Below are 11955 nucleotides of genomic sequence, written 5' to 3'. Positions count from 1 at the left end.
TGATGAGTGACACTTATCAAGTTTTTGCGAGTTAAGATGAATGTTTTTAAGTTGTGATTAAGACGATTAGTACGTAAGCTTGCCAATAATGCTGTTGATGGTTTTATAGTCAGTAGTAGAGAGGATGAAGGTGCCAGTGTGTACTGGTGAAACTGGGAAATAGGTATGTTTTTACTAAGCCTATGCTGCCCCCGCAACGGTGAATAAATTGCCAATGGTGATTTGTAAGTCCGGAGACCGGCCTTCATTTATTTAGGATGCTTAAAGGTATCCACAAATTTGCTTCATACGGGTGGTATGAATCATTTTTAGGACATGAATATGCATATTGAACCTGGCGTCGTTGATGGCGCAAAAATGGCGTTAAGTTACGCCACTGCTTTGGCCGCTTTTGGCCTGTCTGCAAAAGCTTCTATTGATACGATCAAACAAAAAGGCTTGCTGTCCTTGTTGGCTCGTAGTTCCCTGACCAGTTTATTGGTGTTTTTCTTCTTCGAAGTGATGCCTCATCATGGGGTGGGAGTATCTGAAGTTCACTTCATTTTAGGGTCAACGTTATTCTTAATGTTTGGCGCGGGTGCGGCTTCAATCGGTTTGTTTATGGGGCTTTTACTGCAAGGCTTGCTGTTCGCTCCTTTTGATTTGCCCCAATATGGCATGAATGTCACCACCTTGTTATTGCCGCTGTTTGCTATGGCTGCTGTGTCTAATCGAGTGATTAGTACTAAAACAGCTTATGTCGACATTTCTTATAAGCAGGCGTTGCAACTGTCTTTAACTTATCAAGGTGGCATTATCGCTTGGGTAGCATTTTGGGCATTTTACGGACAAGGCTTTGGCGCAGAAAACCTAACGTCCGTGGCGACTTTTAGTCTGGCCTATTTGAGTGTCGTACTGATTGAGCCTGTGTTGGACTTGGCTATTTTAGTTGGTGCAAAACATTTGGATCGTATGAAAAAGTCCAGTTTGTTTGAGACTCGCCTGTTTAGCTAATCCTTTGGTTTGTTGTACTTGTGAACAGCTAAAAATACCCGCCAGTAGAGCAATTTCTCAACTGGCGGGTATTTTTTTATCTTTGACCGTGTTGGGTGACAAAGTCTAGAAAGGCTTGGTTTGCTTTGGAAAGGTAGCTGTCTTTGCGCCAAGCAATGCTTAAATCGAGCCAAATAGGTGGCTCAAATGAGCGAGTAATCAGTTGGTCGTTTTTTTCTATTACCATGGCAAGTAGGGTAGAAATGCCGAAGCCTTGCTGGGTTATGGATTTAATCAGTGGAATTAGATTGGTTTCAAAGCTGATTTTAGGCGTCATCCCCGTACTTTGCGCTAGAGAATCGACAATACGACGATGAAAGTATCCCTCCTTGAACATTACCAGTTCTTCTTCAAAAAACGCTTCTGGCGTCACGCTTTTAAGCTCGCTAAAAGCATGATCGGTGGCAACGGTTACCAGCATTTCTTCCCGTATTAAAGGTTGGATAGCGAGGTTGTCAGGCAGGGATTCTGTGACGATTACGCTCAAATCCAGTTCCCCTTTCTCAAGCATTTTTTGCAGTTGCCAAGTCCCGCCTTCAATGACTTTTAAGGTTAGGGTGGGGTATTTATGACGAAAGGCCATGAGTATCGGTGGAAAATAATAGGAACCCATCATGCTGGGTATGCCGACTCGAACCTCACCTTGGGAGAGTTCATTTAGCTCGCTCATTTCCAATAGCGCTTCATCACAGGCTTGTACGATTCGCCGAGCATGTAGCAGTAACTTTTTCCCTTCATCGGTGAGGCTGATGTTTTTATCTCGGCGATGGATAAGTGTCAGTCCTAAGTCCGTTTCGAGCTTTTTCATTGCCATGCTGACAGCGGGTTGAGCAACCCCTAGTTGTTGGGCTGCTTTGGTAAAACTTCGTTGGTCGGCAATAGCGATTAGGTAGCGCAAGGGTTTTGTATCCATCAATATCTCTTATGATTTTGATAAGTTAGATATATTTTATTGATAAAAATCCTAAGCGTATAGTGGCCCAGAAAGAATCTTCAGTAGATGAGCGCAGAGGTTGCAATGATAGAAGCAGGCAGTGGTAAGTTTTGGCAGGGGACATTTGCACTGGTGCTAGGCTCCATCATGGTGTTCGCCAATGTTTATGTTACCCAGCCATTGTTGCCCATGATCGCGAATGAGTTTGCCATTAGCCCCTTACAAGCCAGTGCTAGCTTTACCATTACCACGTTAACGTTAGGGGTGTCCTTATTATTTTACGGGCCCATTTCCGATGCTCTTGGACGTAAAGGAATTATGGTGATGACTTTAGTTGGCGTCACATTCACCACCTTCTGTTTATCGCAAGTGAACAGTTACGAATCCCTGTTGTTACTAAGAGCAGTACAAGGCTTTTTCTTAGCAGGCCTACCTGCTATTGCTGTGGCCTATTTAGGAGACGAATACACACCTGAAGCCTTAGTGGTGGCAGTAGGTTTATACATCGGAGGTAACACGTTAGGGGGAATTGGTGGTCGCTTGGTTGGTGGCTTTATTGGTGAGTGGTTGGGGTATTCGGCGGCTTTTTTGGCGATGTCTATCGTCAGCTTATGTTGTTTATTAGCGTTTAATTGGCTGTTGCCCGCTTCTCAGCATTTTATCCCTAAGCCACTAAGACTCGGTCATGTACTATCAGACATGGGTGGTCATTTGGGCAATCCGCGCTTACTAACTTGTTATTTAATCGGCGGCCTAAGCTTTCTAATCTTTATTAACCAATATAGCTATGTAACTTTTTTGCTTGAAGGCGCGCCTTATCATTTAAGCGCTAAGTACGTGGGCTTGTTGTTTTTGACCTACTTAGCAGGAACGTTAGGTTCCGCGTTATCGGGTAAATTAGCCAAACGTTGGGGGCAGGCACCTATCATGGTGCTTGGCAGTTGTATCTTTATGTTGGGCTCTTTGGTGACCTTAGGGGATGCATTGTGGTCGATTATTCTTGGCTTACTGATTAACAGTTTTGGCTTTTTCTTATGCCATTCCACCACCAGTGGTATGGTGAGTCGTCAAACCAAGCAAGCCAAAGCCAGTGCATCGTCTCTGTATCTACTGTTTTATTATTTGGGGGCCAGTATTGGAGGCTTGTATTTAGACCCATTTTGGCAATTATGGGGGTGGAGCGGAGTGATCGGGGCATCTTGGCTAGTATTAGGTGTGGTGCTGCTGGCTGGGTTAAGTTTGATCTGGCGAGACAGTGCTTGCCATGAGAACTTGGTAAAGCTTTAGTATAAAACTCATCCGCATTTGGATGACTTGCGTATGAAACATAAATACTTCAATTCACAATATAAAAGAGCCGATATGTTTTCTTTATTTAAGTCCGACCCAAGTAAAAAACTCCATAAGAGCTATGCTGAGAAATTAGAGCAGGCCATGCAAGCACAACGCAGTGGCGACATTCGCGGCTATGCTGAACTCACCGAGCAGGCAGAGCAAATCAAGGCACAGCTGGATGCGCTGGAGGCAGAGAAAGGTACCCGCTAAGCCTGTGCTCGCCGGTTGCGCTTTAGAGAAAACTTGTTACTATGGTGGCATATAGTCGGGGGGCCAATTTGGCTGAGAGTGCATGTGATGCAGACCCGTTGAACCTGATTCAGTTAACACTGGCGTAGGGAACTATAGGTCGTTTCTGTCTCGACAAATGCCCGCTGCATTCGTTTATTCTATGACTTGATATAGTTCCTACGCTCGTTTTGGAGCCACTATGTCAAAGCCGTCTCTCACAGCCGCTACTGATATGTTACCCCCTCAAGCAACGCCTATTGTCTTGACCATTGCTGGCTCAGATAGTGGCGGTGGTGCCGGCATTCAAGCAGATATTAAGGCCATCAGTGCCACCGGTGGCTATGCTTGTTCGGTGATCACGGCGATCACGGCACAAAACACTTTAGGTGTTGATGCCATCTTTCCTATCCCTCTAGAATATGTTGAAAAACAACTGGATGCTGTTTTTTCTGACCTGAATGTTCAGGTCGTTAAAATTGGCATGCTAGCGGACTGTGACATCATTAAGTTGGTGGCAAAAAAGCTAATCGCATATCGACCGCCTTGCGTGGTGATTGACCCTGTGATGGTGGCCACCAGTGGTGATTTACTGTTGCAGCAAGACGCCATTGCCACCCTCAAAACTGAACTCTTTTCTCTGGCTGATTTAATTACACCAAATTTACCTGAAGCGGTGGCATTAACAGGGGCGCCTTTACCTCAAGACACTAAAACCATGACAGACATGGTGAGTCAGCTTAGGCAGCTAGATTGCGGGGCGGTTTTACTGAAAGGAGGGCATCTAGAGCAAGAAACAGACAGCACTGATTTATTAATCTTTGCCGATCACATTGAGCACTTATCGGCACCTCGTATTCAAACCAAAAATACCCATGGCACAGGCTGTACGCTTTCTTCGGCGATCGCGTGTTATCTGGCCCAAGGTTATGAATTATCGCAGGCAGTGGCATTAGGGAAAGCCTATATCGGCCAAGCCATTGCGAATGCTGATGAGCTAAAAGTAGGACAGGGCCACGGCCCCGTTCATCACTTTTTCCGGGGAGTTTAGCTTTTGCCTCACTCATCCGATACCCACAAAGGCCCGCTAGGGATAATGCTTAGCAACCTTCAGATTACCTATTTGCAAGGTCATGAAGCCATAGTAGATAAGCTCTCTATGGATGTACCCCCAGGACAGTGGACCTGTTTGCTTGGCCCTAGTGGCGGTGGTAAATCTACTCTTTTGAAGTTCCTCGCGGGTTTGTTGGATGATCAGGTACTGTGGTCTGGAGAACTTAATATTTATCCAGATTCCGCAAGTTTAAAATCACAAGTGGCTTACATGGCACAACAGGATTTGTTATTGCCTTGGCTGACTGTGCTGGACAATGTGCTGCTGAGTCGAAAATTTGCTGATACGGCTTCAGGTAAGGCTGAACACGAGGGCGTTATAGAGCAGGCTAAAATACTGCTGGAGCAAGTAGGCTTAGCGGAACATGAACAGCAATTCCCTCAACAATTGTCTGGTGGCATGCGCCAGCGCGTGGCGCTCGCTCGAACCTTGATGCAGGACAAAGGCGTCATTCTCATGGATGAGCCATTTTCTGCACTCGATGCGGTAACACGTCACCGTTTACAGACCTTGGCCTATGAATTGTTGGCCGATAAAACTGTTATTTTAGTCACTCATGACCCTCTTGAGGCCATTCGATTGGCTCACAATATGTATATCTTCAAGGGGCGTCCAAGCCGAGTCGAAGCCTTATCTGTGCCTATTAATCCGCCGCCTCGAGAATACGACGGCGAGTGTGCCAATCTTCAGCAAAGGATAATGACCTTGCTACAAAGTGCTATGAAAGGAGGCTTACAGTGAGTGACTTTTCGCCACTAGACCCCGCCTCTCACCGTGCAAATTTGGTAATGGCTCGTTCAACCGCGCCTCTCTCCAAGTTTCTCACTGGGCTTGGATGTTTTCTCTTTATCTTGCTGTTGTGGCAGATATTGGTCAGTGCATTAGCCCTTCCTAATTTTATCTTACCTGGGCCCATGGAGGTGCTGGAAAAGCTTTTTCAGCGTTATGACGTATTGCTTAAGCACACCTTGGTGACCGCCCAAGAGATCATTTATGGCTTGATTCTTGGCCTTACCATGGGCTTGTTCTTTGCTTTACAAATGCTGTTTTTTAAGCCGTTAAAACGTTGGTTGTTGCCCATCCTAATTGTTAGTCAGGCGATTCCTGTGTTTGCTCTCGCACCGATTTTAATGCTGTGGCTTGGTTACGGCATGGCTTCCAAGATTCTAATGGCCGCCATCATCATCTTTTTCCCAGTGACCACCTGTTGTTATGACGGTTTGCGTAACACCCCGCAAGGCTATTTGGACTTGGTGCAAACCATGGGAGCGAGCAAGTGGCAAAGACTTCGTTATGTGCAATGGCCTGCTTCGTTACCAACCTTGGCCTCTGGTGTTCGTATCGCTGTGGTTATTGCGCCGATCGGTGCGATTGCTGGGGAGTGGGTAGGGTCCAGTGAAGGTTTGGGCTATCTCATGCTACAGGCCAATGCACGCATGATGGTCGACGAAATGTTTGCCGCACTTTTTATCCTCTCTGGACTATCCGTCACCCTCTACTTTGTCTCGGATTTCTTATTAAAACGCTACATCCATTGGTAAGGGCTAAGGCTGTGATGGATGGTTATTCAAAGGTTTTTTAACAAAAGGAAAGATAATGAAAAATAACAAAGTTTTAAGCGCGCTAGCGCTTTGTGCCAGTTTACTTGCAGCGCCTTTACCGGCGGCAGAAAAGTCACTGGATTTAATGCTGGATTGGTTTGTAAATCCTAATCATGGCCCCATTGTGATCGCTCAACAAAAGGGCTACTTTGCGGATCAAGGCTTAACCGTCAATATTCAAGAACCTGCGGACCCAAGCACACCTGCTAAGTTAGTGGCCGCTGGCAAGGTAGATTTAGCGGTGTCTTATCAGCCTAACTTAATTATGGATGTGGCCGCAGGTTTGCCGCTGATCCGTGCCGCGACTCTAGTCGCCACGCCGCTCAATACTCTGACCGTGCTAGACAATGGCAAGATTAATAGTATTGCGGATTTAGCGGGTAAGAAAATCGGCATCTCGGTGGCGGGTAACGAAGAAGCGATTGTTGGCACCATGCTAAATGCCCATGGCGTGGATTATCAGGACGTGACCATTGTGAATGTTGGTTGGGCTCTGTCCTCATCTTTAGCATCAGGTCAAGTCGATGCGACATGGGGTGGCTTTCGAAACTTTGAAACCAACCAATTAGCCTTAGAAGGTATTGCTGCCAAAGCGTTTTTTCCAGAGGAGCATCAAGTGCCGGTTTACGATGAACTGGTATTTGTCGCCAATGCTAATGACTACGATACCGCTGCTTTACAGGCGTTTAATCAGGCCATTGAACAAGCCACCGTGTATATTCTCAATCACCCAGAAACCTCTTGGCAGGAGTTTGTTGCTTACTCGCCAGATACTTTGGACAACGAGTTAAATCGACTTGCTTGGCTGGCAACCCTGAGCCGCTTTGCACTGCGCCCCGCCGCGGTTGATCTCTCTCGTTATGATCACTATGCTCGTTTCATGTACGAGCAAAAAATTATTAGTCGCTTACCTGAAGCCAAAGACTACGTTCCCGTACTATCTCGCTAAAAAACTCTAAGGCCGCTATATGCGGCCTTTTTAATCCTAGTTCCTCATTCTTTACTTTTTTAACTACTGGTTGACACTTGGCTTAGGTATTAGTGTGGTAGCACGCTCAGTGCCGCCCTAGGCACAAATTGTTTGATAGGAATAATGAAGGAATACAATGACCACATTAAAAGCACAAACCGATGCCAAAATTGAGCAATCTCGTAATGCTAATCCTGAATTTATGAAAAAAGTAGATGCGCTTATGGCGAAAGCTAAAGCGTTTGAGCAAGGTGATGAAGCACTTAAAGTGGCACAAATAGCTCCAGACTTTGCATTACCAAATCAAGAGGGTGAAACTGTTAGTCTGTCCACGCTTCTCGAAAAAGGCCCTGTTGTGGTGAGTTTTTACCGTGGCAGTTGGTGCCCATATTGCAACTTACAACTGAGGGCTTTACAGGCTCATTTAGATGAAATTCATGCCCTAGGGGCTGAGCTTGTTGCTATCAGCCCGCAAGTGCCAGATGATAGCATGAGCAAAAATGACATCAGCAAAATGACTTTCCAAGTACTGTCTGATCAAGGTGCTCAAGTTGCCGCTCAATATGGTGTGGCCTGGGAAGTACCTGAGTTCTTGTTGGAACATATGAAGGTTGATCGTCAGTTAGACTTAGAAAGTATTAACAACGGCAATGGCCAAATTCTGCCAACCCCTGCAACCTTTGTGATCAACCAACAAGGGGAAGTTGTATGGCGCTTTGTGGATGTGGATTACCGCACTCGTTCTGAGCCAGCGGATATTATTCAGGCGCTACAAGCCCTATAAGAGAGCAGCTAACCTCTACTACATTGATGCAAGGGTTGGCTTGCATCAATGTACCGATGGCCAAGTTAACCAAGGCAGTCCGACACGTACCGCTGCTACTAAGTCCGCTTTTGACCCTTCGTGATAACCGTATACACGGATCCCAAATATATGCAGCATTAGGCTTGCAGCCTTAGCGCTAGCTTCAGCCTCGGAATTGGTTGTTAGCAGTTTCTGGGTGTAAATGTTTTCAATTTTGCGTAAGCACTTGGAAACGTAATTCTTTAACGAGGCATGCTCTGGGGTGAGCTCTAGTTGGCTTTTAACCAGAAAACAACTGCAATAGTCCGCTTGTTGGGATTCTTCGATAAAGCCCATGAGAATCTTTGGAAGAGCGTCCTCTGGTTTTTCGTATTGCGCTAACAGAGCAGTGAGTTGATCGACGGATTGTTGGGCGTAATAGTCTAAAGAAGCTTTAAATAAACCCTCCTTGTTACCAAAAGCCAAATAAAGGCTACCCGGCTTTAGGCCTGTTTCCGCGACTAGGGTTTGCATGGATGTGGCGTGATAACCAAGCTGCCAAAAGGCCGACGTTGCATGTTGCAAAACCTGCTGTTTGTCATATTGTGCTTTCGCCATGTGGAAGTCCCTGAGTTTGAATTTATCCGAAATTGGTGCACTTTTAGCCATTATATCGACTCAATTATGGAGACTGCAATCAATTTGAGTAAATGCTCAATATAATGTTGAATGTTCGTTCAAATGCTGTTTGAATAACAGCTCAAGATAAATTTTATTGCTGAGGTTATTCATGTCTTTACAAGATCAGATTGCAGAATATAAAGCTGGCTTTGTACAAAAAGCGCCATTAAATGTTCAAGAGCTTATGAAGCTAGCCACTCAAAACTTGGCAGATTCGGGCATTGTCGATAAAGCACCTAAAGTAGCAGACACTATGCCAACATTTGCTTTGCCAAACCAAAATGGTGACGAAGTGACATTGGCAGATTTATTGGCACAAGGCCCTGTTGTCGTAACTTTCTACCGCGGCGGTTGGTGCCCGTACTGTAATCTTGAGCTAAAAGCTTACCAAGATCAGCTAGCAAACATTAAAGCGCAAAACGCTACACTTGTTGCCATTACACCAGAATTGCCTGATGCGTCTTTGTCTACTGCAGAGAAAAATGCTCTAGAGTTTGAAGTGCTATCTGATGTAAATTCAGCGTACGCTAAGAGCCTAGGTTTGGTGTTCTCTCTACCTGAAGAACTGCGCCCAATTTACCTGTCTTTTGGCATCGATGTAGAAAAACACAATGGCGAAGGTCAGTTTGATCTACCATTAGCAGCGACTTTTGTTATTGCACAAGATGGTACGGTTGCCAGCGCATTTGTTGATGCAGACTACACAGCTCGCCAAGAGCCTGCTGAAATTGTAGAGGCTCTTAAAGCCCTATAAAAGTGTTTTGATTGCGTTGCCTATGACGCAGTCTTAACAGCTTTAGCCAGTTTATCGGGAACGATAAGCTGGCTTTTTGCATTTGGGTAAGGCAAATAGCCATTAAACACTGGTTTCATCATGGAATTGCTCTACCATTAGTCATCTTCAATATTGGCGACGCAAGAGTAAGTATCCATGAACACAAGAGTGTATAAAGAAGTCCATGCATTGGCGAAGGCGTTAATGACGGCGGCTCAGAAAAAAGATCAAGCAAGCTTTGATGGGCATTATACAAAGCTTAAGCAGCTATGTGAGTTACATGATGGCAGCGATAAAGATCATCCAGTGCAGTGGGAAACCCTTGGGGATTTTACCGAAGATTTTGATTTAGCGATCAGCATTTATGAAAAGGCCCTGAGCAAAGCCAAGGCAAAAAATGCCCAAGAATATATGGCTTCCATTGGTTATTCTGTGGCGTTATTGAAGGTTGAGCTGGGTGACACTCAAGCTGCTTTAGTGAGTTTGCAACAAGCCAAAACCAATGCTCAGAATATTATTGATAAAGATTTAAAGACAGAGATTCAGCAGCTCATAAAAAAGCTGGAATCTGCTTAGGCTGACTTGTCGTTGTGGTCGGCAAACCATTGAGCTAACAGGTTGGCGACCATTCGGGCGCCAGAATTTTCAGACTCAATTTGACGTATTAATGCTGACCATTCTAACCCTAGGGCATGCTCTCCTAAACTCACGGCTTTTAATGTGTTGTTTTTTAAGCTGGCTTGTATCGCCCAGCGGGACAATATACTCACCCCAAATCCTGCCGCCACCAATTCAAGTATCGCATCTGTTGCTTCAACAACAGTTACAAGGTGGGGAAACACTCCAGAAGGTCGAATAAACCTTTCATATTCAAACCCAGGTTGTGCGCTTTTACTGTAAGTTAAATAGTCCTCACTGGTTAAATCTGCAGCCTCTATAAAGACCTTACTTGCTAATTTATGGTCAGGGTGAGTTACTAAAACCAGCTCATCTGTGAAAACCTGATAAGCTTCGACGCCAGGTTGTGTTAGGTGACCGGGTGCTAAGATCACATCCACCTCTCCTTGTTGTAAGCTGGCCAAAGGGTTTTGGGTAGCAGAGGCAACTAATTCTAATTGCAGTCGAGGTTCTGTCGCTTTCAGAAACCTTAAGAAAGCGGGCAGCCAGTGATAGCAGGTGTAAGCGGCAATCCCAAAGCGCACCACATAAGTTTGTTTGTGGGCCAGTTGCTGAAAGTCAAACTCTGCTCGTTGCAATATGGGGATAATTTGATTGGCTGTTTGTGTCATGGCACGTCCTGCCGGAGTTAAACGCAACCCTCGACCCTCTTTTTCAAAGAGGCTGCCACCTAAGCGCCGCTCGGCTTCCGCTAATCTATGACTTAGGGCAGATTGACTAATTGCCAAGGCTTGAGCCGCTTTCCTTAGGGTGCCAGCTTTATCTATCGCACTCAGCATTTGCCAATGTTTGATGTCCAATTGCATAGCCGGATAACGCCTCGATAAATTAAATAGATGCAAAGTATTAATCAATTTTAATAATTATTCATTATTTTGTTCATCTATTATGTCTTAGAGTGAGTTTTTATTTCACGGTGACAAGGGTGCTATGCAAATTCAACAAGATAAAACGGGTCATTATTTGGTGCTCATGGCGGCATGTTTTTATGGCTTAAATCCATTTTTCGCACAGCTGTTGTTTCAACAAGGGCTTGGGGCTGAGGTGGTGAGCTTAAGTCGCTTTATCTTGCCTGCTCTATTGTTTTCTGGATGTTTAAAGTGCCAGCGTGAAAACCGAGGGGAGGTGGCACGCAGTCTTGCTTTAGGGATGATGGGAGGCGTGGCCATTTTTGCTTACTTTTATGCATTACAAATTATCCCTGCCGCCACGGCGATATTAATCTATTACAGTTATCCTTTGTTTAGCGTGTTAATCGGTTGGTTTTGGTTTAAACGTGGTGTTTCGCAGAATACTCTTGTATCAGGGGCTTTAGTGGCCATCGCAGCCTCCTTAACCGTCCGTCCAGAAGGTTTGTCGAGCGAAGCGTATTTGGCCATTATTGGCTGCTTTATGGCGCCATTGGCTGTGGCCACGCAAGTGCAGTATTTATCTAAGCCTAAGCATCATTTACCCATTAAACAACGTATGGCGTGGATCACCTTTGGCCATGTTGTAATCTTATTGCCTCTTACGCTCTGGCAAGCTCCCGAGCAGTTATTCCCCGTCAATATGGAAGGTTATTTTGCGCTTGGGGGCATTGCATTGATCTCGGCGGCGCTACCACAAGTGTTGTTTATGATGGGGGCAACCAAGTCTTCGGTGGACAAAAATACCATCGCAGGCTCACTCGAGCTAGTGGTCGCCCTAATGACAGGCGCGGTTTTATTGTCCCAACCACTAGATCGCTTAGACATCACCGCCATGTTGTTAATCTTTGCCGCATTACTTATTCGACAAGAAATCCGTCAGCAAACCTCAGGCCCCGTGGTATCCACCTAATC

At 45.4% G+C, this 11955-nt stretch carries 14 protein-coding genes and 2 riboswitches; of the genes, 11 read left to right on the top strand and 3 right to left on the bottom strand.

Annotation, left to right across the window (positions count from 1 at the left end; all coding sequences use genetic code 11):
• The first annotated feature begins 111 nt into the window (after nt 1-111).
• Nucleotides 112-260, top strand: a riboswitch (cobalamin riboswitch).
• Between the two features lie 61 nt (nt 261-321).
• Nucleotides 322-993 (top strand): energy-coupling factor ABC transporter permease, encoded by a 672-nt coding sequence (locus tag ABJF92_RS09300; RefSeq protein ID WP_446815512.1) that lies wholly within the window; start codon nt 322-324, stop codon nt 991-993.
• A gap of 76 nt (nt 994-1069) precedes the next feature.
• Here the strand turns inward: ABJF92_RS09300 and ABJF92_RS09295 are convergent, their stop codons facing one another.
• Entirely contained in the window at nt 1070-1945 is an 876-nt protein-coding gene (locus ABJF92_RS09295) for a LysR family transcriptional regulator (protein WP_446815511.1), read from the bottom strand.
• A gap of 105 nt (nt 1946-2050) precedes the next feature.
• Here ABJF92_RS09295 and ABJF92_RS09290 point away from each other — a divergent pair, with 105 nt between their 5' ends.
• The 7 genes from ABJF92_RS09290 (at nt 2051) to ABJF92_RS09260 (ending at nt 7998) form a co-directional block, all read left to right on the top strand.
• Entirely contained in the window at nt 2051-3253 is a 1203-nt protein-coding gene (locus ABJF92_RS09290; RefSeq protein ID WP_446815593.1) for an MFS transporter, read from the top strand.
• A 75-nt stretch (nt 3254-3328) separates the two neighbouring features.
• Entirely contained in the window at nt 3329-3511 is a 183-nt protein-coding gene (locus tag ABJF92_RS09285) for a DUF6435 family protein (protein ID WP_446815510.1), read from the top strand.
• A 46-nt stretch (nt 3512-3557) separates the two neighbouring features.
• A riboswitch (TPP riboswitch) is annotated at nt 3558-3659 on the top strand.
• A 72-nt stretch (nt 3660-3731) separates the two neighbouring features.
• Complete coding sequence (gene thiD, locus ABJF92_RS09280; protein WP_446815509.1) at nt 3732-4580, top strand: bifunctional hydroxymethylpyrimidine kinase/phosphomethylpyrimidine kinase; 849 nt, start codon at nt 3732-3734, stop codon at nt 4578-4580.
• Between the two features lie 3 nt (nt 4581-4583).
• Nucleotides 4584-5384, top strand: a complete 801-nt coding sequence (locus ABJF92_RS09275; protein WP_446815508.1) for an ABC transporter ATP-binding protein — start codon at nt 4584-4586, stop codon at nt 5382-5384.
• Nucleotides 5381-6184, top strand: coding sequence for an ABC transporter permease (locus ABJF92_RS09270; RefSeq protein WP_446815507.1), 804 nt, complete (start codon nt 5381-5383; stop codon nt 6182-6184). Before ABJF92_RS09275 ends, ABJF92_RS09270 begins: the two co-directional genes overlap by 4 nt.
• A gap of 55 nt (nt 6185-6239) precedes the next feature.
• Nucleotides 6240-7193, top strand: a complete 954-nt coding sequence (locus tag ABJF92_RS09265) for an ABC transporter substrate-binding protein (protein ID WP_446815506.1) — start codon at nt 6240-6242, stop codon at nt 7191-7193.
• Nucleotides 7194-7350: 157 nt separating this feature from the next.
• Entirely contained in the window at nt 7351-7998 is a 648-nt protein-coding gene (locus tag ABJF92_RS09260) for a peroxiredoxin-like family protein (protein ID WP_446815505.1), read from the top strand.
• 45 nt (nt 7999-8043) lie between these two features.
• Here the strand turns inward: ABJF92_RS09260 and ABJF92_RS09255 are convergent, their stop codons facing one another.
• Nucleotides 8044-8616 carry a TetR/AcrR family transcriptional regulator gene (locus ABJF92_RS09255; RefSeq protein WP_446815504.1) on the bottom strand — a complete coding sequence of 191 codons (573 nt, stop codon included), beginning with the start codon at nt 8614-8616 and terminating at the stop codon, nt 8044-8046.
• Nucleotides 8617-8788: 172 nt separating this feature from the next.
• On the opposite strand from ABJF92_RS09255, the gene ABJF92_RS09250 reads away from it, so the two are divergent.
• On the top strand, nt 8789-9433 hold the full coding sequence (locus ABJF92_RS09250) for a peroxiredoxin-like family protein (RefSeq protein WP_446815503.1): 645 nt from the start codon (nt 8789-8791) through the stop codon (nt 9431-9433).
• A 177-nt stretch (nt 9434-9610) separates the two neighbouring features.
• Nucleotides 9611-10030, top strand: coding sequence for a tetratricopeptide repeat protein (locus tag ABJF92_RS09245; protein ID WP_446815502.1), 420 nt, complete (start codon nt 9611-9613; stop codon nt 10028-10030).
• On the opposite strand, the gene ABJF92_RS09240 is transcribed toward ABJF92_RS09245, so the two are convergent.
• Nucleotides 10027-10938, bottom strand: a complete 912-nt coding sequence (locus ABJF92_RS09240; protein WP_446815501.1) for a LysR family transcriptional regulator — start codon at nt 10936-10938, stop codon at nt 10027-10029. The genes ABJF92_RS09245 and ABJF92_RS09240 overlap by 4 nt on opposite strands.
• A 124-nt stretch (nt 10939-11062) precedes the next feature.
• On the opposite strand from ABJF92_RS09240, the gene ABJF92_RS09235 reads away from it, so the two are divergent.
• Nucleotides 11063-11953: a DMT family transporter gene (locus tag ABJF92_RS09235; protein WP_446815500.1), complete on the top strand. Its 891-nt coding sequence runs from the start codon at nt 11063-11065 to the stop codon at nt 11951-11953.
• Nucleotides 11954-11955: the final 2 nt, after the last annotated feature.

The organism is Marinomonas sp. (assembly GCF_039940335.1).
GTDB lineage: Bacteria > Pseudomonadota > Gammaproteobacteria > Pseudomonadales > Marinomonadaceae > Marinomonas.
The sequence above is the reverse complement of the archived record's forward strand: the minus strand, read 5'-3'. Positions and strand labels throughout refer to the sequence as shown.

What these genes read in the sequence shown, in the direction of transcription:
- ABJF92_RS09235 (WP_446815500.1), top strand. Translation starts at nt 11,063, where the DNA reads ATGCAAATTCAACAAGATAAAACGGGTCATTATTTGGTGCTCATGGCG.
- ABJF92_RS09250 (WP_446815503.1), top strand. Translation starts at nt 8,789, where the DNA reads ATGTCTTTACAAGATCAGATTGCAGAATATAAAGCTGGCTTTGTACAA.
- ABJF92_RS09300 (WP_446815512.1), top strand. Translation starts at nt 322, where the DNA reads ATGCATATTGAACCTGGCGTCGTTGATGGCGCAAAAATGGCGTTAAGT.
- ABJF92_RS09285 (WP_446815510.1), top strand. Translation starts at nt 3,329, where the DNA reads ATGTTTTCTTTATTTAAGTCCGACCCAAGTAAAAAACTCCATAAGAGC.
- ABJF92_RS09295 (WP_446815511.1), bottom strand. Translation starts at nt 1,945, where the DNA reads ATGGATACAAAACCCTTGCGCTACCTAATCGCTATTGCCGACCAACGA.
- thiD (WP_446815509.1), top strand. Translation starts at nt 3,732, where the DNA reads ATGTCAAAGCCGTCTCTCACAGCCGCTACTGATATGTTACCCCCTCAA.
- ABJF92_RS09240 (WP_446815501.1), bottom strand. Translation starts at nt 10,938, where the DNA reads ATGCAATTGGACATCAAACATTGGCAAATGCTGAGTGCGATAGATAAA.
- ABJF92_RS09290 (WP_446815593.1), top strand. Translation starts at nt 2,051, where the DNA reads ATGATAGAAGCAGGCAGTGGTAAGTTTTGGCAGGGGACATTTGCACTG.
- ABJF92_RS09245 (WP_446815502.1), top strand. Translation starts at nt 9,611, where the DNA reads ATGAACACAAGAGTGTATAAAGAAGTCCATGCATTGGCGAAGGCGTTA.
- ABJF92_RS09260 (WP_446815505.1), top strand. Translation starts at nt 7,351, where the DNA reads ATGACCACATTAAAAGCACAAACCGATGCCAAAATTGAGCAATCTCGT.
- ABJF92_RS09265 (WP_446815506.1), top strand. Translation starts at nt 6,240, where the DNA reads ATGAAAAATAACAAAGTTTTAAGCGCGCTAGCGCTTTGTGCCAGTTTA.
- ABJF92_RS09255 (WP_446815504.1), bottom strand. Translation starts at nt 8,616, where the DNA reads ATGGCGAAAGCACAATATGACAAACAGCAGGTTTTGCAACATGCAACG.